22 protein-coding genes are annotated in these 23,967 nt (G+C 69.2%); 12 read left to right on the forward strand and 10 right to left on the reverse strand.

Features of this window, described 5'->3' with window-relative positions; translation table 11 throughout:
* Positions 1-59 precede the first annotated feature (59 nt).
* Both AB0M35_RS28525 and AB0M35_RS28530 read right to left on the reverse strand, forming a co-directional pair.
* Complete coding sequence (locus AB0M35_RS28525; protein WP_363749246.1) at positions 60-632, reverse strand: WHG domain-containing protein; 573 nt, start codon at positions 630-632, stop codon at positions 60-62.
* Between the two features lie 561 nt (positions 633-1,193).
* Positions 1,194-3,893: a glucosidase gene (locus AB0M35_RS28530; protein WP_363749247.1), complete on the reverse strand. Its 2,700-nt coding sequence runs from the start codon at positions 3,891-3,893 to the stop codon at positions 1,194-1,196.
* Between the two features lie 42 nt (positions 3,894-3,935).
* Here AB0M35_RS28530 and AB0M35_RS28535 point away from each other — a divergent pair, with 42 nt between their 5' ends.
* Positions 3,936-5,870, forward strand: coding sequence for an amylo-alpha-1,6-glucosidase (locus tag AB0M35_RS28535; RefSeq protein ID WP_363749248.1), 1,935 nt, complete (start codon positions 3,936-3,938; stop codon positions 5,868-5,870).
* A gap of 73 nt (positions 5,871-5,943) precedes the next feature.
* Here the strand turns inward: AB0M35_RS28535 and AB0M35_RS28540 are convergent, their stop codons facing one another.
* Entirely contained in the window at positions 5,944-7,854 is a 1,911-nt protein-coding gene (locus tag AB0M35_RS28540; RefSeq protein ID WP_363749249.1) for a Xaa-Pro dipeptidyl-peptidase, read from the reverse strand.
* 365 nt (positions 7,855-8,219) lie between these two features.
* Between AB0M35_RS28540 and AB0M35_RS28545 the strand changes: the two genes are divergently transcribed.
* Both AB0M35_RS28545 and AB0M35_RS28550 read left to right on the forward strand, forming a co-directional pair.
* Entirely contained in the window at positions 8,220-9,548 is a 1,329-nt protein-coding gene (locus tag AB0M35_RS28545) for a glycosyltransferase family 4 protein (protein WP_363749250.1), read from the forward strand.
* A gap of 54 nt (positions 9,549-9,602) precedes the next feature.
* Complete coding sequence (locus tag AB0M35_RS28550) at positions 9,603-10,190, forward strand: DUF1707 domain-containing protein (protein ID WP_363749252.1); 588 nt, start codon at positions 9,603-9,605, stop codon at positions 10,188-10,190.
* A gap of 118 nt (positions 10,191-10,308) precedes the next feature.
* On the opposite strand, the gene AB0M35_RS28555 is transcribed toward AB0M35_RS28550, so the two are convergent.
* A complete protein-coding gene (locus tag AB0M35_RS28555; RefSeq protein ID WP_363749253.1) occupies positions 10,309-11,259 on the reverse strand; it encodes an NmrA/HSCARG family protein in 951 nt (316 codons plus the stop codon).
* A 91-nt stretch (positions 11,260-11,350) separates the two neighbouring features.
* Between AB0M35_RS28555 and AB0M35_RS28560 the strand changes: the two genes are divergently transcribed.
* The gene (locus AB0M35_RS28560; RefSeq protein ID WP_363749255.1) at positions 11,351-11,959 is read left to right on the forward strand and encodes a TetR/AcrR family transcriptional regulator; all 609 of its coding nucleotides are present in this window, start codon (positions 11,351-11,353) and stop codon (positions 11,957-11,959) included.
* Here AB0M35_RS28560 and AB0M35_RS28565 read toward each other — a convergent pair whose 3' ends face one another.
* Genes AB0M35_RS28565 through AB0M35_RS28590 form a run of 6 tightly spaced genes read right to left on the reverse strand, consistent with a single transcriptional unit; the run spans position 11,960 to position 16,413 of the window.
* Complete coding sequence (locus AB0M35_RS28565) at positions 11,960-12,943, reverse strand: hypothetical protein (RefSeq protein ID WP_363749257.1); 984 nt, start codon at positions 12,941-12,943, stop codon at positions 11,960-11,962.
* Between the two features lie 38 nt (positions 12,944-12,981).
* Positions 12,982-13,638: a GNAT family N-acetyltransferase gene (locus tag AB0M35_RS28570; RefSeq protein ID WP_363749259.1), complete on the reverse strand. Its 657-nt coding sequence runs from the start codon at positions 13,636-13,638 to the stop codon at positions 12,982-12,984.
* Between the two features lie 13 nt (positions 13,639-13,651).
* The gene (locus AB0M35_RS28575; protein WP_363749261.1) at positions 13,652-15,145 is read right to left on the reverse strand and encodes an APC family permease; all 1,494 of its coding nucleotides are present in this window, start codon (positions 15,143-15,145) and stop codon (positions 13,652-13,654) included.
* A gap of 37 nt (positions 15,146-15,182) precedes the next feature.
* Positions 15,183-15,926 (reverse strand): GPP34 family phosphoprotein, encoded by a 744-nt coding sequence (locus AB0M35_RS28580; protein ID WP_363749262.1) that lies wholly within the window; start codon positions 15,924-15,926, stop codon positions 15,183-15,185.
* Complete coding sequence (locus AB0M35_RS28585) at positions 15,923-16,150, reverse strand: hypothetical protein (RefSeq protein ID WP_363749263.1); 228 nt, start codon at positions 16,148-16,150, stop codon at positions 15,923-15,925. Before AB0M35_RS28585 ends, AB0M35_RS28580 begins: the two co-directional genes overlap by 4 nt.
* On the reverse strand, positions 16,147-16,413 hold the full coding sequence (locus AB0M35_RS28590) for a hypothetical protein (RefSeq protein ID WP_363749265.1): 267 nt from the start codon (positions 16,411-16,413) through the stop codon (positions 16,147-16,149). Before AB0M35_RS28590 ends, AB0M35_RS28585 begins: the two co-directional genes overlap by 4 nt.
* Positions 16,414-17,004: 591 nt before the next feature.
* On the opposite strand from AB0M35_RS28590, the gene AB0M35_RS28595 reads away from it, so the two are divergent.
* The 8 genes from AB0M35_RS28595 to AB0M35_RS28630 all read left to right on the forward strand — a co-directional run bounded on the left by AB0M35_RS28595 (position 17,005) and on the right by AB0M35_RS28630 (position 23,827).
* Positions 17,005-18,372: a helix-turn-helix transcriptional regulator gene (locus AB0M35_RS28595; RefSeq protein ID WP_327038365.1), complete on the forward strand. Its 1,368-nt coding sequence runs from the start codon at positions 17,005-17,007 to the stop codon at positions 18,370-18,372.
* Positions 18,373-18,387: 15 nt separating this feature from the next.
* Positions 18,388-19,326 carry an aminoglycoside phosphotransferase family protein gene (locus tag AB0M35_RS28600; protein WP_327038366.1) on the forward strand — a complete coding sequence of 313 codons (939 nt, stop codon included), beginning with the start codon at positions 18,388-18,390 and terminating at the stop codon, positions 19,324-19,326.
* A 605-nt stretch (positions 19,327-19,931) separates the two neighbouring features.
* Positions 19,932-21,038: an IS110 family transposase gene (locus AB0M35_RS28605; RefSeq protein WP_327038367.1), complete on the forward strand. Its 1,107-nt coding sequence runs from the start codon at positions 19,932-19,934 to the stop codon at positions 21,036-21,038.
* 290 nt (positions 21,039-21,328) lie between these two features.
* Positions 21,329-22,021, forward strand: a complete 693-nt coding sequence (locus tag AB0M35_RS28610) for a hypothetical protein (RefSeq protein ID WP_363749267.1) — start codon at positions 21,329-21,331, stop codon at positions 22,019-22,021.
* A gap of 226 nt (positions 22,022-22,247) precedes the next feature.
* Positions 22,248-22,889 (forward strand): GntR family transcriptional regulator, encoded by a 642-nt coding sequence (locus AB0M35_RS28615; protein WP_327038369.1) that lies wholly within the window; start codon positions 22,248-22,250, stop codon positions 22,887-22,889.
* Positions 22,886-23,440 (forward strand): GCN5 family acetyltransferase, encoded by a 555-nt coding sequence (locus AB0M35_RS28620; RefSeq protein WP_327038370.1) that lies wholly within the window; start codon positions 22,886-22,888, stop codon positions 23,438-23,440. The genes AB0M35_RS28615 and AB0M35_RS28620 overlap by 4 nt, the downstream gene beginning before the upstream one ends.
* 23 nt (positions 23,441-23,463) lie before the next feature.
* Positions 23,464-23,640: a Scr1 family TA system antitoxin-like transcriptional regulator gene (locus AB0M35_RS28625; RefSeq protein WP_363749269.1), complete on the forward strand. Its 177-nt coding sequence runs from the start codon at positions 23,464-23,466 to the stop codon at positions 23,638-23,640.
* Positions 23,633-23,827, forward strand: a complete 195-nt coding sequence (locus AB0M35_RS28630) for a DUF397 domain-containing protein (RefSeq protein ID WP_363749271.1) — start codon at positions 23,633-23,635, stop codon at positions 23,825-23,827. Before AB0M35_RS28625 ends, AB0M35_RS28630 begins: the two co-directional genes overlap by 8 nt.
* Positions 23,828-23,967: the final 140 nt, after the last annotated feature.

The following is a 23,967-nucleotide window of genomic DNA, read 5'->3' on the forward strand; positions in this document are numbered from 1 at the left end:
ACAACTGCCGTCAACCTCATGATCAACGCGGGGTGGGGTGGGTGGGGTGGGTGGGGTGGTTAGGGAGGGGGGAAGAGGGGGTGGGTTAGGAGGGATTCGCGGTCGTCTTGGGCTTCGGGGCGGAGACGGCCGCCACGGGTGAGCATCACCATGCCGTGCAGGAGGCTCCAGCCGAGTTCGGCCAGGGTGTCCGCGTCCCGACCGGCGGCCAGGGGGGCAAGCGCACCGCGCAGCTCATTGAAGGTCGCGGCGACCGTTTCGGGGACCTCTTCGGCGCCGAGGGTCAGGTCGGGGGTGTGGGCGAACATGGCGTCGTACACCTCAGGATTGGTGTACGCGAAATCCAGGTAGGCGGCCGTCACTGCGGGCCAGACCTGGGTCGAGGAGCCAGCGGTCGTACGGGCGGCGGTCAGCGCGGCGGCCAGATCGGCGAAGCCGCGTACGGCGACCGCAGCGACCACCGCGTCCCGGTCGGCGAAGCGCTCGTAGAACGCGCCGAGATCGACAGCGGCATGTTCCGCCAGCCGGCGGGCCGTCACCGCCGCCCAGCCCTCGGCCTCGGCCAACTGCCAGGCGGTGGTGACGATCGCATCGCCGCCCGGCTCGATGTCTCCGTGCTCTGCTCCGGACACCCCGCCGAGCCTAGTTGCGACATCCTCCGTGCAACGCTTCGCGACGGATTGGCGACTCTCCGCATCGGCGACTCATGATCGACTCCGTTTCGCCGTAACGGGGGTATCGAACGCGCCCGGACACCGCCGTTACGGCGAAACGGCGCAGGCACCCGCCCACGCGGCGAAACAGCGCAGGCAACCCGCCCACGCAGCGGAACAGCGCAGGCAACCCGCCCGACGACACGGCGCAGGCAACGCGCCCACGCAGCGGAACGGCGCAGGCAACCCGCCCACGCGGCGGAACAGCGCAGGCACCCCGCCCACGCGGCGAAACAGCGCAGGCAACCCGCCCACGCGGCGAAACAGCGCAGGCACCCCGCCCACGCGGCGAAACAGCGCAGGCACCCCGCCCACGCAGCGGAACAGCGCAGGCAACCCGCCCGACGACACGGCACAGGCAACGCGCCCACGCAGCGGACACGGCGCAGGCAACCCGCCCACGCAGCGGAACGGGTGCAGGCAACCCGGCCCGCACGGGCGGAACGGTGCAGGCAACCTGGCGCGCGTCAGCCGCGCGGGTCAGCGGCGCAGGGTGAGGATGAGGTCGGCGACCAGGGCGGTCCAGCCGGTCTGGTGCCAGGCACCGAGGCCGGCGCCGTTGTCGCCGTGGAAGTATTCGGGGAAGGCGATCAGGTCCCGCCAGTCCGGGTGGGTCTGGAACAGTTGCGCCGCGCCGTAGATCGGCCGGCGTCCCCAGCCGTCGCGGGTGAACAGGGCGATCAGCCGGGCGGAGAGATCGTCGGCGATCTCGTCGAGGGTCCGCTTCACTCCGGACCGGGTCGGGTACTCCACCTGGAGGTCGTCGCCGAAGAATGCCGCGTGGTCGCGCAGCGCGCTGATCAGCAGGAAGTTCGTCGGCATCCAGATCGGGCCGCGCCAGTTGGAGTTGCCGCCGAACAGGCCGCTGGTCGACTCGGCCGGCTCGTAGCCGACGGAGAACTCCTGGCCGCCGAGGGTGACCGTGAACGGCTTGTCCAGGTGGGCGCGGGAGAGGGTACGCAGGCCGTACTCGGAGAGGAACTCGTCGGTGTCCAGCATCCGGGCGAGCAGCCGGACCATCTGCTCCGGACCGCACATGGACAGCAGTCGCTGCTGCCGCCCGTCCGGGCCGATCCGGCGGGCACCGATCACCGAGGCGTACTCGGGGCGGTTGGTGAGGAACCAGCGCAGCCGGGCACCCAACTCGGGCAGCCGGTGCAGGGTACGCGCGGGCAGCCGGGTCACCGCGGCCAGCGGCAGCAGCCCGACCACCGAGCGCACCTTCAGCGGCACCTTCGTGCCGTCGGCCAGCCGCAGCACGTCGTAGAAGAACGCGTCCTCGTCGTCCCACAACCCCTGGTCGTACGCGGCGGCGGCGATGTACGCGAAGTGTTCGAAGAACTTCGTCGCGGTGTCCACCCAGGTGCGGTCGTGCTCGGCCAGCACGATGGCGATGTCGAGCAGGTTGAGGGCGTACATCGCCATCCAGCCGGTGCCGTCGGACTGCTCCAGCACCCCGGCCACCGGCAGTGCCGCCGACCGGTCGAACGGGCCGACATTGTCCAACCCGAGGAAGCCGCCCTCGAAGACGTTGTTGCCGCCGGTGTCCTTGCGGTTGACCCACCAGGTGAAGTTCATCAGCAGCTTGTGCATCATCCGGGCCAGGAAGTCGTGGTCCCGGCTGCCGTCGATCTCGAAGACCTTCAACGCGGCCCAGGCGTGCACCGGCGGGTTGACGTCACCGAACGCCCACTCGTACGCCGGGATCTGCCCGTTGGGGTGCAGGTACCACTCGCGCAGCAGGAGCAGCAGCTGCTCCTTGGCGAAGCCGGGGTCGACCCGGGCGATGCTCACGCAGTGGAAGGCCAGGTCCCAGGCGGCGTACCAGGGATATTCCCACGGGTCCGGCATGGAGATGACGTCGAAGCTGGTCATGTGCCACCAGGCGCTGTTGCGCCCGTGTCGACGCCCGGCCGGCGGCGCCGAATCCGGGTCGCCTTCCAACCACCGTTTGACGTCGAAGTGGTAGAACTGCTTGCCCCACATCAGCCCGGCGATGGCCTGCCGGGCGATCAACGCCTCGTCGGCGCTGGCCCGCTCCGGGATCACCCCCGCGAAGAAGCGGTTCGCCTCGGCCCGGCGGGCCCACACCACCGCGTCGAAACCGTCACCCAGGTCGGCCGGCGGCGGGTCACCGTCGCCGGGTGGTGGGGCGGTACGGGTCAGCCGCAGCCGGATCTGTCGCTGCCCGCCGGCCGGCACGTCCAGTACGTAGTGCAGCGCGCCCTTGGTGCCGGTCAGCTCCGGGTTCACCGTGTCCGCACCGGTGACCACATGGTCGTTGATGCCGTCCTTCGGGTACGGGGTGCGGCTGGGCAGCCCCCAGAGCCGTTCGGCGTTGGTGTCGTTGTCGCACAGCAGCGGGGTCGGGTCGCCGTCCCCTTCGAGCACGATCTGCCCGAGCACCCAGTGCTCGCCGACCAGCCGGCTCCCCTGCCCGACCAGGCCCGGCACCCGGCCGTCGGTGCCGGGCAGCCCCCAGGCCCAGGTGTTACGGAACCACAGGTGCGGCAGCACGTGCAGCCGGTCGGCCCGGTCCCCCCGGTTGGCCACGGTCACCACGATGCACAGGTCCGTCGGGGTGGCCTTGGCGTAGTCGACGGTCACCGCCCAGTACCGGTCGTCGTCGAAGATGCCGGTGTCGACCAACTCGTACTCGGTGTCGTCCCGGCCGCGCAGCCCGTTGACCGCGACCAGTTCGTCGTACGGGAAGGCGGCCTGCGGGTAGTGGTAGCGCCAGCGCATCCAGGAATGGGTGGGCGTGGAGTCCTCGTACCACCAGTACTCCTTGACGTCCTCGCCGTGGTTGCCGCCGTCGCCGCCGAGGCCGAACATCCGCTCCTTGATGATCGGATCGCGCCCGTTCCACAACGCGAGGGCGAAACAGAACGTCTGCCGGTCGTCACACACGCCCGCCATGCCGTCCTCGGACCACCGGTAGGCTCGGGACCGCGCGTGGTCGTGGGGGAAGTAGTCCCAGGCTGTGCCGTGCTCGCTGTAGTCCTCCCGTACCGTCCCCCAGGCCCGCTCGGACAGATAGGGACCCCATGCGCGCCAGTCCTGCTCGCCGGCATCGGCCTGGGCGAGCCGGACGCGTTCGGCGTCGGGAGCGGAGGGCGAACCGTCAATGATCACCTTTACATCTTCGACGCCGCTGGGGTACTTCACCACAGCGACCATTGTCGTCGTTTCGTGTTACACCTCGCCGCCGGTGGAGGAAAGTTGATCGAGATTCGCTTCGGTTCGCAGGTCTGCGGCGAGCTGACCAGCGCCGCCAGCCGGGAGTGGCTGGTGCCCGACGGTCTCGGCGGGTACGCCATGGGCACCGTCGCCGGGTTGCGTACCCGCCGCTATCACGGGCTGCTGGTGGTCCCAGGAGAAACACCGGCCTCCCGAAAGGTGGGACTGGCCAGCCTCGATCCGGCGGTGCTGCTGCCGTCGGGTGCCCGGGTACGCCTCGGCGCCCACGAGTGGGCCTCCGGCGACATCGACCCAGCCGGGTTCGAACTGCTGGAACGGTTCGACCTGACCGACGGGCTGCCCCGGTGGCGGTGGCGCATCGGTGCCGTGGTGATCGAACGGGAACTGGCCATGTTGCCCGGCCGCTCATGTGTGGCGGTGGTGCACCGGCTGGTCAGCGGCGGGCCGGTGGAGCTGGAGTTGGCCGCCGCGTGCACCTGGCGTGACGCGCATGGTGAGCGCCGGGCCGACGGGCCGCCGCTGCGGATGGACCCGGTCGACGGCGGCGCGGTGATCGAGGGGGCGTACCGGCTTTCCGGGCCGGGCTGGACCCCGCAGGGCCACTGGTGGCGGGGCGCCTACCACCGTGAGGAGGCGGCGCGCGGCCTGCATCCGGAAGAAGATCTTTGGTACGCGGGCCAGTTCCGCGACCTGCTACGCCGCCCCGGTGACACGGTGTCCGTGCTGGCCTGGGCTCAGGACCCCGCCCCGGAACCGCCGCCGGCCGTTGAGGTGGTGGCGGCGGCACGGCGACGCAACCGGGAGGTGGTGGCGGCGGCCAAGCCCGCCGACGACGTCGAGGCCACCCTGGCGCTGGCCGCCGACGCGTTCGTCGTACGCACGAACGACGCCGCCGTGGACGTGGTCGCCGGCTACCCGTGGTTCGGCGCCTGGTCGCGGGACACGATGATCTCCTACGAGGGGTTGTTCCTGCGCACCGGCCGCGCGGACCTCGGCCGGGAGCTGCTGCGCTCGTACGCGGCGACGCTGTCGCAGGGCATGCTGGCCAACACCGCCGACACCGGCCGGGTCGAGTACAACACCGTCGACGGCACGCTGTGGTTCCTGCACGCCGTCAGCCGGCACGTCACCGTCACCGGCGACACCGACCTCGGCGACGAGCTGCTGCCGGCGTTGCGCGGCGTCGTCGACGCCCACCTGGCCGGCACCCGGTACGGCATCGCCGTCGACCCGGTCGACGGTCTGCTCACCTCCGGCGCCCCCGGCGCGGCTCTGACCTGGATGGACGCCCGGGTGTACGGGGTGCCGGTCACCCCGCGCCACGGCAAGCCGGTGGAGGTCAACGCGCTCTGGATCAACGGAGTGGCCGGGGTCGCCGAGCTGGCCGAGTTGGCCGGGCAGGACGCCAACGGGCTGCACCGACTGCACGAGCGGGCGGTCAAGGCGTTCCGGGACCGGTTCCCCACCCCGGCCGGCTGGCTGCACGACGTGGTCGACGCACCTGCCCCGGCGTACCCCCTGGGTGGTGCGGCCTTCCACGACGACGACGTGCTGCGGCCCAACCAGCTGCTGGCCTGGTCGCTGCCGAACGCGCCGCTGGAGCCGGACCCGCAGGCGGTCGGTCTGATCGGTGCCGGGCTGCTCACCCCGCTCGGCCTGCGCAGCCTCTCCCCCGACAGCCCCGGCTTCGCCGGGCGGCACCGGGGCGGGCCGGCCGAGCGGGACGGCGCCTACCACCAGGGCACCGTCTGGCCGTGGCTGATCGGCCCGTACGCCGACGCCAGCCGCCGCGCGGGCCTGCCGGTCGACGAGCTGTTCACCGGTCTGGAGGCGCACCTGCGCGAGTACGGCCTCGGCTCGGTCAGCGAGACCGCCGACGGCTCGGCCCCGCACACCGCCACCGGTTGCCCCTTCCAGGCCTGGTCGGTGGCGGAACTGCTGCGGGCCCGCCGGTGACACGCACCGACGGGCCCTCGCGCTACTGAGCGCGGCGTTGGTGGGACGCCCCCCCGGGCGCCCCACCAACCGATCAGTTCAGACCCGCTGCCACGGCGGCCTGACGGCCACCGACGATCGGCAGGGTGATCCGGGTGCTGTCGAAGTGCACCGTGATCTCGGCACGGGTCTGCTTGGCCCGGCTGCTGTAGCCGGAGTACGAGCCGAGCAGGACCACACCGATCTGGTGGCCGGCCTCGAAGACGTAGTCCTCGGGCTGCAGCGGGATGTCGACGGAGTTCTTCTCACCCGGCACCAGCGGGGTCGAGGTGTAGAGCGAGTCGAGGTTGAGCCCGTCGTAGATGCCCTTGGTGACCAGCTCCTGCGGGTTGCTGGCCACGTTCTTGACGACCTGCCGGTAGCAGGCCTCCTCGTTGTGGCCGCCGAAGTTGGCCGACTCGCCCCAGCAGTCCTCGGTGGTCACAGTGCGGACGCCGTCACCGGAGGTGCTGAACCGCTGCCGGGTGCCGTAGTCGACGAGCAGACCGGCGAAGCTGGTGTCCTCGCCGTTGACCGAGGCCTTGATCCGCACGATCGGGGTGCCGGAGATGTGCAGCGGCGCCTTCAGCGGCTCGGACAGGAACACCAGTCGGTTGTCCTTGTTCGCCGCCGGGTCCGACGGGTGCCGGATGGCGTTGGTCTGGCTCATCGACGGGGTGTCGGTGAAGGTGGCCTTCTTGTTGCCGGGGCCGGGCTTCACCGAGATGTCGCCGGGGGCACCGTTGGTGCCGGGCCGCAGCCAGATCTGGGTCGGCTGGGACTTGGGGATCGGCCAGTTGGCGTGGGTCTCCCAGACGTCCGGCAGCCGCTCGAGGTCGACCATCGGCTCACGCATGATGCCGTTGTCGATGCCCTGGAGCCAGAAGTCGAACCAGCGGTGCAGGGTGTCCACCCACTCCGCGCGACGGAAGTCGAACGGGTCGATGTGCCCGGTGCCGGTCAGCCACAGCTTGCGCGGCACGTTGTTCTCGGCCAGGGCGTACCACCACTTGCTGAAGTGGTCGGCCCGCACGTTGTCGTCGTTGATGCCGTGCACCAGCAGGACGCTGGCCTTGACCTTGTCGGCGTGCGGCACGTAGTCCCGCTCGGCCCAGAAGTCGCTGTAGTCACCGGTGGCGTCGTCGCCGCCCACGCCGAGCTGCGTGCGCACCGGAGCGCAGTACGCCCGACGGTTCGGGTTGGTGACGGTGTTGGCGAGGCTGCCCGAGTAGTTGTTGGCCCGGGTGACCAGACCGTTGCTACGCGAGTAGTCGTACCAGCTGGAGATGGCCGAGATCGGCACGATGGTGGACAGGCCGTCGACGCCGGTGGCGGCGGCGGCGTTGGCCAGGGTGCCGTCGTACGACTTGCCGATCATGCCGGACTTGCCGTTGTGCCAGTTCGCGACGACCTCGTTGCCATCGGCGTCGACACCCTTGCGGCGGCCGTTGAGCCAGTCGATCGCGGTCGGGGCGCTGATGTTGTCCGCGTAACCGCCGGTGACCGGGCAGCCGGTCGAGTTGTTGGTGCCGATCATGTCGAGCAGCACGACGGCGTAACCACGCGGCACGAAGTAGTTGTCGTAGAACAGCGGCCACCGGTCGAGCAGGCCGTCGCCGTCGAGGTCGGCCTTGCACTCGGTCTCGTTGCCGCGGCAGACGGTCGAGTAGTAGGGGCTGGCGTCCATGACCACCGGCACCCGCAGGCCCTGGTCGCTGGCCTTGGGCCGGATGATGTCCATCGACACGACGTCGAGGGCACCGTCGGAGTCGGTGTCGACATCGGAGGTGACGAAGATCCGTTCGCGGATGGCGTCGGCGTAGCCGAAGACCGGCTGGGTGACACCGTTCGCGATGACCAGTTGGTTCGCCTGCACGGGCTGCGCTAGCGCGGGGGTCACCGGCAGCACGGCGGCGGTCATCGCGACCACCACCGTTCTGCCCAACCATCGCCTCGTGGTTCGCATTGTGTTTCTCCTTCCAAGGCACCTGGCGCCGGCCGCCGCACGCCGCTTCTGACGCACGGACCACGAGCCTCGGTGCTGTCCGGATAGAACCTACGAACCGGGCCGTGGCAGGTCATCAGACAGTTGTGGGAGGTGCTGGCCGCCCAGTGCTACGCCTGTCGCAGAGGTGGGCGCAATGTCGTGTCGCGTCCGTTCCCGGGGCGATGAGATCGGGAGTACCGACGGGCTTTACAGCCCCGCAATCGGGATGTCTCCGCTGGTTATCCGGCTGCCAGCAGGATGGGTCGTGGTCCGGCCGTGTCAGCGACAACACCGCCGCCGGGGGCGGGACGAGGCTGCGCGGAGACAACTCAAAGGGGGCGCGTATGTCACCGAACGCCGACGTGATCGACATCAACCCCGTACGTTCGCAGCGGGTCCTGATGTTGTCCTGGGAGTATCCGCCGGTCCTCGTCGGCGGCCTCGGTCGGCACGTGCACGCCCTGTCGGTGGCGCTGGCCGCCGCCGGCCACGAGGTCACCGTCGTCACCCGGCACGCCGACGGGGCACCGCTGTCCGAACACCTCGACGGCGTACGCATCCTGCGCGCCGCCGAGGATCCGGTCACCTTCCCGCTGGCCACCGGATCGCTGCTGGCCTGGACGATGGCGTTCAATCACACCCTGACCCGCGCCGCGCTGCACGCCACCGACACCGGCGAGTTCGACGTCATCCACGCCCACGACTGGCTGGTCGCGCACACCGCCATCACGTTGGCCGAGCACCTGCACCTGCCGCTGGTGACCACCATGCACGCCACCGAGGCCGGTCGGCACCAGGGCTGGCTGCCCGAGGAGATGAACCGCACCATCCACGGCGTCGAGCACTGGCTCAGCAACGCCTCCACCCGCCTGATCGCCTGCTCCGGCTACATGCGCGACCAGGTCACCACCCTGTTCGAGGTGCCGGACGAGAAGGTCGCGGTGGTGCCCAACGGCGTCGACGACCGGGCCTGGCGGGCCCGTCCCCGCGCGGTCGCCTCGGCCCGTGCCCGGTTCGCCGCCGACGGCCCGTTGATCGGGTACGCCGGCCGGTTGGTCTACGAGAAGGGCGTGCAGCACCTGGTGGACGCCGTGCCGCAGTTGCGGGATCGGCACCCGGGGCTGCGGGTGCTGATCGCCGGGGACGGGCCCTACCGGGGTGAGTTGGAGGAGCGCACCCGGCAGCTCGGGCTCGGCGGCACCGTACGCTTCGCCGGTTTCCTCGACAACACCCAACTGCCGGCGGTCCTCGGCGCCACCGACGCGACCGTCGTACCGAGTCTCTACGAGCCGTTCGGCATGGTGGCCCTGGAGGCGGCGGCGGCCGGGGCGCCGCTGGCGGTGGCCCGTACCGGTGGCCTGGCCGAGATCGTCGAGCCCGGCGTCACCGGGGTGACCTTCCCGCACAGCGATCCACCGGCCCTGGCCGGCGCAGTCGGCCAGCTCATCGGCGACGAGGTGTTCGCCCGCCGGGTCGCCCGGCAGGCCCGCAGCATGGTCGGCCAGCGGTACGGCTGGGCCACCATCGCCGACCGCACCGCCCACAGCTACGCCGTCGCCCGTCGCGAACACGCCCCGGCGCAGGCCCGCCGTCCCGCCGTCGACCTGCCGGCCCCCCGCCGACCGATCGCCATCCCGCACGGCAACCTGCTCGCCGCCACCGCCGCCTGCTAGATCCCTGGTCCACGCCCCGGGGAGGTCGGTGCGGGGCACCAGTAGGCTCGGCTCGTGGAGCTGGAACGGCACAACGACGATGACCGGCTGCGTGTCTCCGACCGGGAGCGGGAGGAGGTCGCGGAACTGCTCGGCAAGGCCACGGCCGAGGGCCGGCTGACCCTCGACGAGTACACCGAGCGGGTCGGTGCCGCCCACGCCGCACAGACCCGTGGTGAGCTGGCCCGGCTGACCACGGACCTGCCGGAGGCGCCCGGCAGGTCCCCCGCCCCGGCGGCCGGCGCGCTCGCCCCGGCGTCGGAGAAACTGCTGGCGGTCTTCGGCAGCGAGGTACGCAAGGGCGCCTGGCCGGTGCCGGAACACATCGACGCGCGGGCCGTCTTCGGCGACTGCCGGATCGAGTTGCACGAGGCCCAGTTGCCCCGGCAGGTGACCACCGTCGAGGCGAACGTGATCTTCGGCAGCATCACCATCGTGGTGCCGGAGGGCACCGAGGTCCGGCTCACCGGCTCTGCGGTCTTCGGGGACAAGAAGTCGAAGCTGAGCGGCCCGGTCACCCCCGGCGCTCCGGTCGTCGAGGTGCGCTGCCGCGTCGTCTTCGGTGACGTGACCGTCCGCCCGCCCCGCAAGCGCTGGTGGTGATCTGATCAACGCCGCCCCGCCGCCGTGGAGCCTTCGCTGCCCCCGCCGTTTCGGCGAAACGGCGGGGTTCGAAGCGGTGGGATACCGCCGTTTCGGCGAAACGGAGTCGATCACCGGGTCAACCGGCTGCGCCGGCCGGCGCGGCGGCATCGCGGGACAGGTACTGCGAGGCCCACTCCTCGAAGGAGGTGAGCGGAATGCCGAGGTCCCGGGCGAACTCCGGCCGGGCGGGCTGCCCGGCCACCTCCACGAAGCGGTGCGAGACTCCCCCGAACGACGGCATGCCCGCCGCCAGCGCCTCCTGCTCGGTCATCCTCGGCGCGGTCAGCGTCACACCGAGGGCGCGCGACATGACGTCGGCGATCTCGGTCATCGTCCGGTAGTCGCTGGACAGCTCCAGCTCGACCTGATGGAAGCGCGCCGGTGCCGCGACAGCCGCCGCGGCCGCTCGGCCGATGTCGTCGACCGCGACCAGGGACAACCGGGTTTCGGGCCGCAGCACGGTCACCAGTCCACCCTGGACGCCACGGGGAAGCAGATAGGCCATCGAGGGCAGGAAGTTCTCCATGAACCACCCCGGCTTGATCAGCGTCCAGTGCGTGAAGCCGGCCGTGCGTACCCGGTCCTGGATGGCGGTCTTGGCGTCGTAGTAGGGCTTCAGAGCCGCCCACTGACCCTCGCGCCAGCCGGGGGCCTCGGCGTGCTGTCCGGCGCCGGAGACCGACGAGTGCACGAACTGTGGCACACCTGCGGCCAGCGCCGCCTCGATCAGGTTGACGGCCTGGGTCACCTCGCCGTCGTAGTCGAGGGAGTCCCCCTTCAGCTCGGGCATCTGGACCGAGAAGACCGCGCGCACGCCCGTCGCGGCCGCCGTCAGGGAGTCACGGTCGTTGAGGTCACCGGTCCGCAGCTCGGCACCGAGCGCCGCGACGGCACGCGCCCGGTCGGTCTCCGGGTCACGGACCAGCGCTCGGACGGGTACGCCCGCCGCGAGCAGGGCGCGGACGGTCGCACCGCCCTGTCGCCCGGTGGCGCCGACGACCAGAACGGGTGCGAGTTCGTTGGACATGAGAACCTCCACTAAACGGCGTGGCCCGCCGTTTTCACTTCGGTAAGATACGGCGGACCCCGCCACTTAGCAACCTCGGAGGCGAGAGACCATGACCGCTGCGCAGCGCGCCGACGCCCGGCGCAACTACGCGCGCCTGCTCGCCGTCGCGGTGGAAGAGGTTGCCGCACACGGCGCTGACGCATCCCTGGAGCAGATCGCCCGCGTCGCCGGAGTGGGCTCAGGAACCGTCCGCCGGCACTTCCCGAGCCGTCACGCACTGCTGGCGGCGGTCTTCCGCGAGCGCGTCGAAACCCTCACGGCGCACGCCGCCGACCGGACCGATCGGGCCGACCCACGCGCCGCGCTGCTGGAGTGGCTCAAGGCCGTCATCGCCTCCGCCGCCACCATCAGCGGGTTGGCCGAGGCACTGAATCGTGACCGGGTGGCGGGCCCCGACGACACCCACGTCTACTGCGCCTGCGCGCAGCTCACCGCCGCAGGCGAGCCACTGGTGCGGCGCGCCTCCGCCGCCGGCGCCCTCGCGCCGGGCGTGACGATCGACGACCTGCTCACGCTGATCACCGGCATCGCACTGGCCACCACCCACCACCCCGACCCCGCAGCCGAGGCCGCCCGCCTGCTCGACCTGGCCATCACCGGCATCAGTCCCGGGACCGGCTCGGCGGTGGCCGACTCGGAGACCTCGCGCCGGACCTGATCAACCCCCACGCTGGCCGACCTGCCGTGCAGGCTCGCCCGGGTTGGCGGAAAGCTTCCGGGGGGTCGAGGTCGACCGTCCGGAGAACCGGCTCGGTGGCGTGGATGGTGTCGATGCGCCGGGCGGTACGCCCTCCGCGTCGGTGTGGCCCCGGTGGAGGATGAGGACGTACGAGAACAGGCCGGGCCGGGGTCCGGTGATGCGTTCCTGTGCGGCGAGCAGTTCACCGCTGGTCGGGTCGATGATCAGCGTGACGGTCGACGTGTCGGCGACGACCTGGAAGGCTGCTCCGGCGCGCCCGGCGAGGTCGGTGGCGGTCCCGAGGTAGGCGATGCCGGGCACCGCCGCCAGGACATGCAGGGCCGTCGTCCGCTCTGGCAGGTTGAGGTACTGGCTGACGGCCAGGTTGACCACACCCCAGGCGAGCAGTCTCGGATAGGCGGGTTCGGCGGCCAGCTCGGGCGGTGCCAGCAACTCCGCCAGGGCAGCCGGGTCGGTTGGCAGAGGTGCGGGCAGATATGGATGAAGCTCGTCCCGGTACCGGGTCGTGGTGGGTGACGCCTGCCTGAACAGGTCTCGTTCCTCGGCTCTGGGCTGGTGGGCGACGCCCCGCACGTCGGGGGCGCGGCGGGTGACTTCGCGGCCGGAGCCGTCAGGATGCCGCCAGCGCCGCAGGTCCTCGCGGCGGATCGCGCCGCTGGTGCGGTTCCACGTTTGCAGGTGCAGATACGTGAAGCGCAGGTCGGTGGTGCGGTCGGCAGGGACCGGGCCGAGGGCAGCGGCCAGGGTGGCGAGGCGTTGCTGCGCGGTGAGCCCGGGTGCGGTGGCGGGTGGGGTGGCGGGTGGGGTGGCGGGCTGCTGCCCGCTGTGGGTTGACGTGGGCGGCGCGTTCGCGGGGATGGCGGGTACGGTGTGGCACCCGGCGAGCAGGACGCTGCCGAGGGCGGCGGCCACGCGGCGGGCGGGTGCGGTGAAGCGGAGCATTTTCGGTTTCCCTACTGCGGTTGAGGTGGTCGCTTCGGTCACAGTGACCGTCGGTGTGGCCGGGTGCGCGGGAACGGGCTCCGGCCACCGCTGGTGGGGGCGCCGCGCCACATCCGCCAGATGACGGGCCCTTCGGTGGGCAGCACGATGGTGGGGCCGGCGTGGTAGCCGAGGCGGAGATAGAGCCGCCGGTTACGCATGTTGCTGGCTTCCAGGTACGCCGGTAGGCCGAGCTGGTCGAGACGACGGTGCTGGTCGGCCAGCAGCGCGGCGCCGATGCCCCGGTTCTGCCGGGTCGGGTCGACGGCGAGGTAGGCGAGGTAGTGGTGCGGGGCGTCGGGGTGGAAGACGTCGAACATCTCCTCCAGCAGCACGAACTTCGGGGCGTACGGGCCCGCGATGTGTTCCAACGTCGCCAGCCGGTTGCCGGTGTCGACCGGGGTGGGTTCGAGGCGGGGGTACCAGATCGCGACGGCCCTCTGGTCGCCGGTGGTGTAGACCTGCCCGTGTTCCAGTCCGTGCTGGAAGGCGTCGGCGAAGTACTCGTAGTAGACGGTCCGCCGGTCGACCGGGTCGGGAATGAGCCAGTCGGCGAGCGGGCCTTCGTGGAACGCCTCGGCGAGTACGCCGATCAGCGGCCCGGCGTCGGCCTCGGTGGCGGGGCGGACGAGCAGATCGTTGTTGCTGACGGTCACGGCAGCTCCCTGGTCAGGCGGGTTGGCGGACGGTGTCGGGGGCGCGCAGGGGTCCGGTGTCGCGGTCCGCGCCCAGGCCGACTGCGGCGTACACGTCGGGGTTGGTGGTGCGCAGGACCAGCGCCCACGCGATGCCGAACAGCGCGGCGACGGCGTACGCGGCGGGGAATGCCCAGCGCAGCGGCGAGTCCGGCGCGACGCCGAGCAGCGTGGCGAACTCCCGCAGCGTCACGGTGAGGATCCCGCCGAGGGCGACCGTGGCGAGGCCCGGTGCGATCAGTGACCGCCACACTCCTTCGGTATGCGTGATGCGGGCGAAGAAGCCGATCACGGCGGCGGAGGTGACCGTCATCAGGATCAGCACCCCGAGCCCGCCGGTGACGGTGACCCAGAAGAACAGGTGCACGATCGGGTCGGCCCCGGCCACGGCGTAGCCGACCAGCGCGCAGAACGCGAGCGCACTCTGCGCGAGGGAGCCGACCTTCGGGGCGCCGGTACGCCGGCTGGTGCGACCGAACACGGCGGGCAGCACCCGCTCACGGCCGAGCGCGAACAGGTATCGGGCCACGGTGTGGTGGAAGCTGAGCAGCGCGGCGAACAGCGACGTGATGAACAGGATCCGAGCGACGGTGATGATGCTGTCGGCCAGGTACGGCGACACCAGATTGAAGATCAGGTCGGTGCCGTCGGCGCGGGCCGCCGCGACGATGCGGTCCGGGCCGGTGGCCACGGACATCGCCCAGGCGGAGAGCCCGTACAGCAGGCCGGTGACGGCAACTGCGAGGTAGGTGGCGCGGGCGATGGTGCGTCGTGGGTCCTTCGTCTCCTCGCTGAACACGACGGTGCCCTCGAAACCGACGAACCCGGTGATCGCGGTGACCAGGGCCGCGCCGATGCCGGCGGCGAAGACGTGTGAGGGGGCGAGGGTGTCGAAGCTGACGGTCCCGTCGGCCGGATGGGTAACCATGATCGCGTCGAAGGTCAGGGCGACGACGCATTCGGCGACCAGGACGACGGCGAGGACCCGGCCGTTGAGGTCGATCCGGGCGACGCCGAGCACCGCGACGACCGCCCACACCGCGAGGGCGCAGCTCCACCAGGTGAGGTCGACGCCGTACCGGTCGTTGAGGAACTGGGCGGTGACGGCACCGGCGCCACCGTAGAGGCCGATCTGCATGGCGTTGTAGGCGAGCAGCGCGACCATGGCGGCACCGACACCGGCCGGGCGGCCGAGCCCCCGGGTGACGTAGGTGTAGAAGGCGCCCGCGTTGACGATCCGGCGGGACATGGCCACGTAGCCGACCGCGAACAATGCGAGCACGGCCGCGACCACCAGATAGGACACGGGAATGCCGGTGACGCCGGTGACCGCGTACCCGGTGGTCGCGCCACCCGCGACGACGGTGAGCGGCGCGGCGGCGGCGATCACGAAGAACACCACCGACGGGATGCCGAGCCGCCCGCGCGCGAGGACAGCGGAGACGGTGTCGGGTTTCGAGTGGGACATGGGTTCTCTCTCAACGCAGGGGATGAACGGAGGGCGGTCAGGTGGTGCGGTGGCTCAGTACGGCGCTGCCGACGACGGCACCGAGGTCGGCGAGCAGGTCCCGCAGCGGTGGCGGGGCCTGCTCGACCTGCTGACGCAGGAACCCACGGACAGCGAGGGGTGTGCCGTCGAGCAGGATCGGATCGAGCTGGCTGTGCATCGCCAGACCGGCGAGGGCAACATCGAAGGCGTTCAGGCGCCGGTGGCTACGCAGCTGAAAGGACAGCCGGGCCCACGACCAGGCGGCCGTGTTTATGTCCGCCGGCACGTAGACGGTGCGCTGTCGCCACAGCCGACCGACCTGCTGCTGGCGGAGCAGCCCGAGCTGCCACATCCGGGTGGCCACCTGCTGGTAGGCGGACGTGGCGAAATACGCCAACCAGGTACGGGTCTCGGTGTGACGCGGCTCCGCCACCACGCGATCGAGGACGAGGTGTTGCAGCCAGTCCTTCGGAGGGACAGTGTTGATCACCCGCAGGCGCCGGCCCTCGAAGGTGATCCGGCCCTCGCCGTACAGCTCGGCGAGCAGCGCGGCGGCCAGGCCGTACGCCGTCGCCGACTCGAACAGCCGTGACCGGCCGGTCTGGTCGTCGTGCGCCAGGTAGAAGAACTCGTCGGCGAGACGTACGGTGCTCGGCATCGCGGCACTGCCGACGGCGCGCACCGGCCGGGCCGGCTCGACCGGCGCCGGGTGCTCGCGCCGGTGTGGGGCATGGTCGTCGCCGTGGGGTGTGGTGTTCACCGCGGCTGGCCTTCCTCGGTCGAATCGTGGATGGGAAACCCGAGCTGCCGAAGGAGCTTTCGGCCGCCGGGATGGCGGCCGAGTTCCTCGATCGCCCAGGTGTGCTGCCCGCACCCGCCGCCCTGACAGTGGAAGCAGGTGCGCCCGTCGCGGTGCTGAAGCACGGTGTTGCGCGCGGCCTCGAAGCGATCCACATCCCGGTCGCTCTCGTCTGTGCCGGTCACCTCGCCCGCCTTTGGTCATGCAGCGCGGTGACCTTGACCCGCACCTCCATGCAGGGCGGATGCCGGTCGACGTGTGGGTAGTCGCACTCCGGCCGGTGACCGAGCACCCACACCCACTCGTCCGCCCGATTCGGCAGGTCACGAACGCATGCGACGGTCACGGCCACGGCGGTGCCGGGGACCAGGTCGCGGCCGTACGACCAGTCACCCGGATCGAGCCGCAGCAGCGTCCCCGCCGCGACCTCAGGCACCGCCCGCCCCATGCTCCACCTCCTGCCGTCCGCTCTGGTCGGATTGCCTGCCCTGGTCGCCGCCCCCGCCGTTTCGGGGTTGATCAAGAGGTTTTGGCCTTCGGGGGTGCCCCTCGGCAACCAAAACCTCTTGATCACTCGGGCGGGTGGAAGCCGAGACGCGGCGGGTGGGGTGGAGGCCGAACGGGGGGAACGGGTGGTCGGCGTTGGCGGGTACGAACCACTTGATGCGCACTGCCATCACCTTTCTGCGAGAGGTGCGCGGTCGGCCCTCCCCGATACCGGCCGCGCACGTGACCGATTGGACGCAGCGTCCTGTTGCCCGACAAAGCGGCACGGCTACTGCGCCCGGTTTGTTCGTGGCCTCCGCGACACGTCCGTTGCCAATGAGGGCGTCGGCACCTACGTGGAAGCACTTTGACCATGGCAACCGGTGCCGGTTATAGGGAACCCGTGTGACGGGTCAGGCTGTCCGGAGTAGCTCGGGCTGATCCAGACGACTAGCGCGACTAGTCGCCTTGACTAGTGCGGCGGCGAGTGGGGGTGGCCGAACGATGACTGTTCGTTATGCTGCTCTCACTTCCCTCCGTCGATGGGGCTGTCGTGAACGTAGATCGTTTTTCGCAGATGACGTACCCCGACCACTCGTGGTGGGATGAACCGGCGATGCGAAGTGCCTTGGCGCGTCGAGATGTAGGCCAAATCTTCATGCTGTTGAACCGGCGTCACGGCATGACACAACGCCGTATCGCCGATCTTGCTGGGTTCGCGGCGTCCGAGGTTTACGAAATAACGCGCGGCCGACAGGTGATGGCTTACGACGTCCTTGTGCGCATCGCGGAGGGCCTACGAATTCCCCGCGCTTTGATGGGCCTCGGATACGGGACAGAATCGACTGAGCAGCATCGCCCCGAGCCACTGCCGTTGGGTGAGCCCGAGCAGCGAAGGCAGTTCATTGCTGCACTGGCCGGCTTCGCCGTTGGCGGCTCACCGAACGTCGAGGTGTGGCTCCCCAGGGTCGACGAGCAACCCGTTTCAGTGCCGGAGGTCGTGAGCCCGGAGGCCATAGCCACCGTACGGGACATTACTCAACGTCATCGAGAGTTGGACGCCACATACGGCGGTGGCTCCTGTCGCGATTCAGCATTGGGCTATCTGGTGTGGGCGCGCTGTCTCACCCGCAGCCGCTGCCAAACTCCCGAACTGTCTGCGGAGCTGCATGCCGAGTTGGCGGACTTGCACAATCTTGTTGGGTGGATGTCCCATGATCTGGGTGAACATATGGAGGCACGCCGCCACCTAGCGCAAGGCCTCGTCTATGCCCACAAGGCGGGTGATTCAACGCTGATGGCGGACGCCTACTATCGGCTCGGTCGGGTCAGCATCCACCAAGGCAACCCCGCTGAAGCGTTGCACCTTTTCCAACTCGGTCAGATCGTTGCCACGAACTCGAACTGTCTGACTTCGGTGGCAATCCTGCACGCGAACATTGCCTGGGCACATGCCCGAACGGGAAACGCGCCTGCGATGCGTGACTCACTTGCACGCGCTCGCGACGAAATCGGCAGAGCCGACACGGCGCAAGCACCCCAATGGACTCGGTTCTTCTGCGAGCCAGCCGATTTGGAGGGCATGTCAGGGGTTGTCCACTCGGCCTTGGCTCGCTACTCCCAATACCGCGAGCAACATGCCGCCCTCGCGCTGGCGCATGCAGGCCGGGCGTTGGAGCGGCGAACCGAGACGTCGCGCAGTGGCGCGTTTGACCACGTAACGATGGCGTTGGGGTACGCGCATCTCGGAGAGAAAGACAAGGTTGCGCCCCACGTCCAAGCAGTCCTGGATGCTGCGCGACATGTGCGGTCCCGCCGGCTACTCGATCGGCTCGGCGATGTCGCGGACGTCATCGAAGCGCGTCGCGACAAGCACTTGTCGGAGGTGGTGACAGCCATCCGGGCACGGGTGGCTGCGTGACCTAACCTGGCGAGTATGGCGACCACCCTGACCGCTGAGGCTGCCGACGAGATTCAGCGGGGACTCGACGCCGTCCGCCAGCAGGCCGGACTCGCCTCGGGCGAGGCGCACCTCATGCGATACACGATCAACGCGGTCTACAGGATCGGCGACCGAGTGCTGCGACTCTCGCATGGCCAGGTGGCACAGGAGCGGGCACAGCGTGTCGTCCGAGCGATGGCGCTACTCACGGAGCACGAGGTGCCGGCGGTCGAGCTGGACACCAGCCTCGCGCAACCGGTGATGGTGGATGAGTGGGTGGCCACAATCTGGCACTACCTCCCGCATCCGGCAGGCCGCCCCGATCCCGTCGAGCTGGCCGAACCGCTGGCGCGGCTGCACGCCATCGCCGAGGTGCCGTCGTTCCTGCCGCGCTGGTCACCAGTTGCCACGGCTCAACGCCGGCTGACCAGGCTCGCCAGTCTCCCCGCTGACGACCTCCTGTTCACGCAACAGTGGGCAATCAGAGAAGTCGGGCTATCTCTCGACGACCTCGTGGCACGACTCCACGAGCGCTGTAAGGATTTGGAGCCCCGGATCGCGGCTGCCACCTGGGAACTGCCAACCGGTGTCGTGCACGGCGACGCTCACGTAGGCAACGTCCTCTCGGGTCGGTTGTGTGACTTCGATTCGTTATCGATCGGACCGCGCGAGTGGGACCTCGTCCCACTGGTGCACAGCGTCACCCGCTTCGGTGACCCCAAAGAGCCGTATGAGAGGTTCGCCGAGGTCTACGGCTTCGACCTTGCAACGTCGCCGTCTTGGCCACTCCTACGGGACGTGCGCGAACTCCAACTCGTCACCAGCGTGATGGACAAGCTTCCCGGCAGGCCCGAAGTGGCGCAAACGCTGGGCCATCGGCTACGTGCCTATCTGACGGGCGACAGCTCCGCAGTGTGGCAACGCTACCGATAGTGACCCGGCGAGCCCTGCTCCTCGGCCTGCCCGACCACGTCTGGATCAACGAGCTCGACTGAAATCCACTCGAACCCCACAACTGCTGCTCATGAACTTTGCCGCGCCCGGCCACCAAGCCGGGCGAGGATCGCAACTTGCTGCCGCCGTGCCGCTCGGCCGCGTGTCGGCGTACGGATTCCAATGCAGAGTCAGGTGCGCCAGACGCACAGGCCGGGTTGCCTGCCCTTGGGCAACGGCCGTAGCGACCTACCTTCGGCTGCTCACGCTGGGTTACCGGCCGAGGCGGGTCGGCGCCTGGATCGCGGCTACTTGTTTCATTGACCTGCGACCGTTGCCCGGCCAGGCTTCGGTCGAGGCGCCCGGGTTGTCGCTCTCATTGCGGCTGCCCACGCTGGTCGTGTGGCTCTCATTTGGCCTGCGCGGCCCGGGCGTCGCCCCAGGGCGGGGAGAGGCTCAAGAGGGGTTTGCTCGGCTCGAAGTAGCGTTGCCCTCCCGGCTCGACAACCCAGGTGGATCGAGCATCGGAGGACACGTTGACTGTCACACCGAGTCGTGTGGTCATCGGGATGGACCCGCACAAGCGTTCGGCAACGATCGAGGTCATGGCTGGCGACGAGACCGTCGTCGGCGGCGGCCGGTTCGACACCGACCGCGACGGCTACACGGCGATGCGAAAGTACGCCGGTCAGTGGCCGCACCGGGTGTGGGCGATCGAGGGCTGTCAGGGCATCGGCCGGCACATCGCCAACCGGCTGCTGGCCGACGGCGAGCAGGTCGTCGACGTTCCACCGAAGCTGTCCGCCAGGGCGCGGGTGTTCGCCACCGGGCAGGGCCGCAAGACCGACGCCACCGACGCCCACTCCATCGCGCTGGTCGGCACCCGCATGACCGGACTACGCCCGGTGGTCAACGACGAGCAGCTTGCCTTGCTGCGGATCCTGGTCGACCGGCGCCGTTGCCTCGGTGTCGACCACACCCGGATGGTGTCCCAGCTGCACCAACTGCTGCTGGAGCTGATCCCGGGTGGGGCGAAGAAGAGTCTGTCCGCCGCCCAGGCCAAGACACTGCTGGCCACGGTCCGGCCCCGCGACGCGGTCGGCAAGGCCCGACGGCGGGTCGCCGCGGAGCTGATCGCCGACCTCGAACGGATCTACCGACGCTCCAAGGAAGCCGACAAGGAACTGAAGGAGCTGGTCGCTTCCACCGGCACCAGGTTGATGGACCTGCACGGCATCGGACCCTCCGGCGCCGCCCGGCTGCTGGTCGAGGTCGCCGACATCACCCGGTTCCCCGACCGGGCTCACTTCGCCTCCTGGAACGGCACCGCCCCCATCGACGCCTCCTCCGGCGAACAGGTCCGCCACCGGCTCTCCCGCGCCGGGAACCGGCAGATCAACCGGGTGCTGCACATCATGGCCACCGTCCAACTCCGCAACCCCACCGAAGGCCGCGCCTACTTCGACCGGAAGAAAGCCGCCGGCAAGACCTCGATGGAAGCCATGCGCGCCCTGAAACGACGCCTGTCCGACATCGTCTACCGAACCATGATCAGCGACGCGGTAGCCACGGCGGCGGGCCCGGGAGGACAACGGGGAACGACTACCGACTCCAACGTGACCGACTCTCATCCCCAAGCCAGCTCTTCGGAGAAGTCACTTCCCAGACCCGCCGAAACCCAGCATAGAACTCTCCTCTCGGCGGTGTCTTGACACAGAGGGGAGCCAGAAGCGGATACGCCATACGGTCGATGCCAACTCGCTGGTAACGGAACGTCACGATGTCCGGCCGCCCGTTCCTGTGGGTCTCGCTGATCCGCTGGCCGGGTCGCTGGCTGTTGAAGGCTCGGACGTGCCTCCGCCATCTGCACGGCGCTGTGCACGTTCGTTCAGCTGTACCTGGCTGTGCACTTGACTCGTACGCCGACGGAGGGCAACGGATGGCAGCAGGGCGGCACAGTTAAGACGTTGCCATCCTCCTCGGCGAGGATCATGATGCTGGCATGTCGAACCCAGTGGACCTTCGGAAACTGCATGCCTTGTCTCATGAGGTTGATGCGGTTTCGGCCCTATTCAGGCATGGTTTCGCGATTCTTTCTGAATACAGGTTTGCATCTCGTGATGCGGAACCAGTCTTTGTGTGCCTCGCCGGTGGATGCGAGAAGCTGTTAAAGCTTACGATAGGTCTGCACGAACTCGAACTGGGAAGGCCATGGCCTCCCCAAGGAGTTATGAGAAACCAATGGGGTCACAAGATCAAAAAACTGGATGAACGGGTACGCGAGATCATCAACGTCCGCGCATCAAACAGCACAGCTAGCGGCTACGTTCGAGGGCTACTCGGCGAAGTGGCCGGAGACGACATCGTTACGCAAGTAATCGCTACAGTATCGCGATACGCGGAGCAGGGACGATTTTACAACCTTGACGCCCTTGGAGACGCAGCACAACTTCAGCCATCACCCGCTCAACTATGGAACAAACTGCACGAGAAGCTTCTCGAGGAGCGTTGTGATTCACTGGCGCCGCTAGCCGTAAATGCAGATCAGGCATGGGAGGACGGCCGCCGTGAGCTTAACGGAGCAATCGTCGACTCAATGAGAAGATGGTGCAAACTGATCGCCAGCGCGTGGATGACCGGCGTAATTGGCAGTCAAGCCAAAACGTATGCATCACAGCTAGAGCTGCTGAAGTAGAAAACGAACTCTTCGGAGAATCGGGGCACACTCTCATCGGCAGTTTCGAGCGGCAACCCAGCGGTGCCGGGTCACGTTGCGTTACGCGCGGCTCGCGGCAGATCCGTGCGCGCTGGTCTTGACCGCGCTTCCGGAAGACTGCGCGTGGGCGACCGACTGCCCACGGAGGCACAGCTCCAAGAGCACTACACGGGCGTCGCGCAACACCGTCCGCGACGCGACTGCGGTGCTGATCAACGAGGGTCCGATCGAGCGAGTGCCGGGCCGCAGCGGCGGCATGGTCGTCCGGGAGCAGATCACCCTCACCTTCCACGCGCACCGGGCCGAGATGCCGGCCGGCCCAACGGCCGAGACGGACGCCTGGCGATCGGAGGTCGCCGAACAGGGCTACGAGGCGTCCCAGGACTTCCGGCTAACGATCGAGCTACTACCGAAGGACCTCGCCGAGCGTCTGCACGTCGAGCCCGAGTCCGCAGCCGCGCTACGGCGATGCGTCCGCCACATCAACGGCGACCCGTCCTCCGTGCAGGACACCTACTACCCCATGGACCTGGTCAACGAAATCACCGAGCTGCTGTCACCGAGGGACATTCCGCAGGGCACGACCCGACTCCTCGCCGAACGCGGATACCCACAGACCGGCTACTACGACGAGTACGTCTCCCGGATGCCAACGCCCGAGGAAGCCGTCCTGTTGCAGCTGCCGCCAGGGACTCCGGTGTTGCTGTTCATCCGCACCGGCTACACCGAGAAGCGGCCGGTCCGAGTCTCCGTAACCGTCTTCGCGGGCGACCGCAACCGGATCGTCAGCACCCATGGCGACCCTGCCATCATCGCCAAGTTCCGGCCCGAGGAAGCACCGAAGTGATCATCGTTCCTGCCCGACCCTGCGATGTTGACATCATCATGAGCTGGCGACGCGAACGGGTCGCCTGGCTAGCCGCGCGAGGCGAGGAGCAGTGGTCCATCCCGCTGCCACGATCCGCCGTAGCGTCGACCGTCTCGGCCGGGCAGACGTGGATGGTGTGGGACGGCGAGGAACCGATCGCCACGATCACCCTGACCGCCTACGTCGACGTGGACGGCCTGTGGAAGCCAGATCGAGACCCAGAAGCGTTGTGGCATCCAGAGGACGACCCGGCCGATGCGCTGTACGCGGCAAAGATGATGATTCCGCTGCGCCACGCCAACCAGAACCTCGGCGGCGAGATGTTGGATTGGGCCGGCGGACGGGCGTACGAAGCGGGCCTGACCTGGCTACGGCTAGATGCCTGGACCACCAACAACCGCCTGCATGACTACTACCGCGACCAAGGATTCCGCCACGTCCGCACGGTTGAGTCTCGGGTATCCGGCGCGTGCTTCCAGCGGCCATCCCAGCCGTACGCCGGGCACCGCCTGAAGAGTGAGACCGCCTAATCCTTCCGAGGAGGCAGGGTGTGATGCCATTGCAGTCGGACAACTACGTCGACAGTCTCACCGGTGCGCTCTACCTCGACAAGGCAACCGAGGCCGCGGCGTACAAACTCGCCTGGGACGACGTGACCTCACGAGCACTCGACGAGGAGTCGTCGAGGACGTTGATAACCGCAACAATGGAGGCATTCACCCGTGGCTGACACGACTGTCCAGTGGCGCAAGAGCAGCCGCAGCGGCAACCAGGGAGCCTGCGTCGAAGTCGCCGACGCGCTGCCCGGTGGCGGCGTGGGCGTCCGCGACAGCAAGGACCCCAACGGCCCCGCACTGACCTTCTCCCCCACCTCCTGGACCACCTTCACCACCAGCCTGCGTACCGCCACCCTCTAGACCCGCAACCCCATCCATGCGCTGGTGGTGGGGGGGGGGGGGGGGGGCCCCCCCCCCCCCAAAAACACAAAAGAGTTGGCCGCACGCGCGCGCGGGGGAGCCAAGGCGGGGCACCCCCCCCAGAAAGAAAAATCGGAACA

Source organism: Micromonospora sp. NPDC051196 (assembly GCF_040682415.1).
Taxonomy (GTDB): domain Bacteria; phylum Actinomycetota; class Actinomycetes; order Mycobacteriales; family Micromonosporaceae; genus Micromonospora.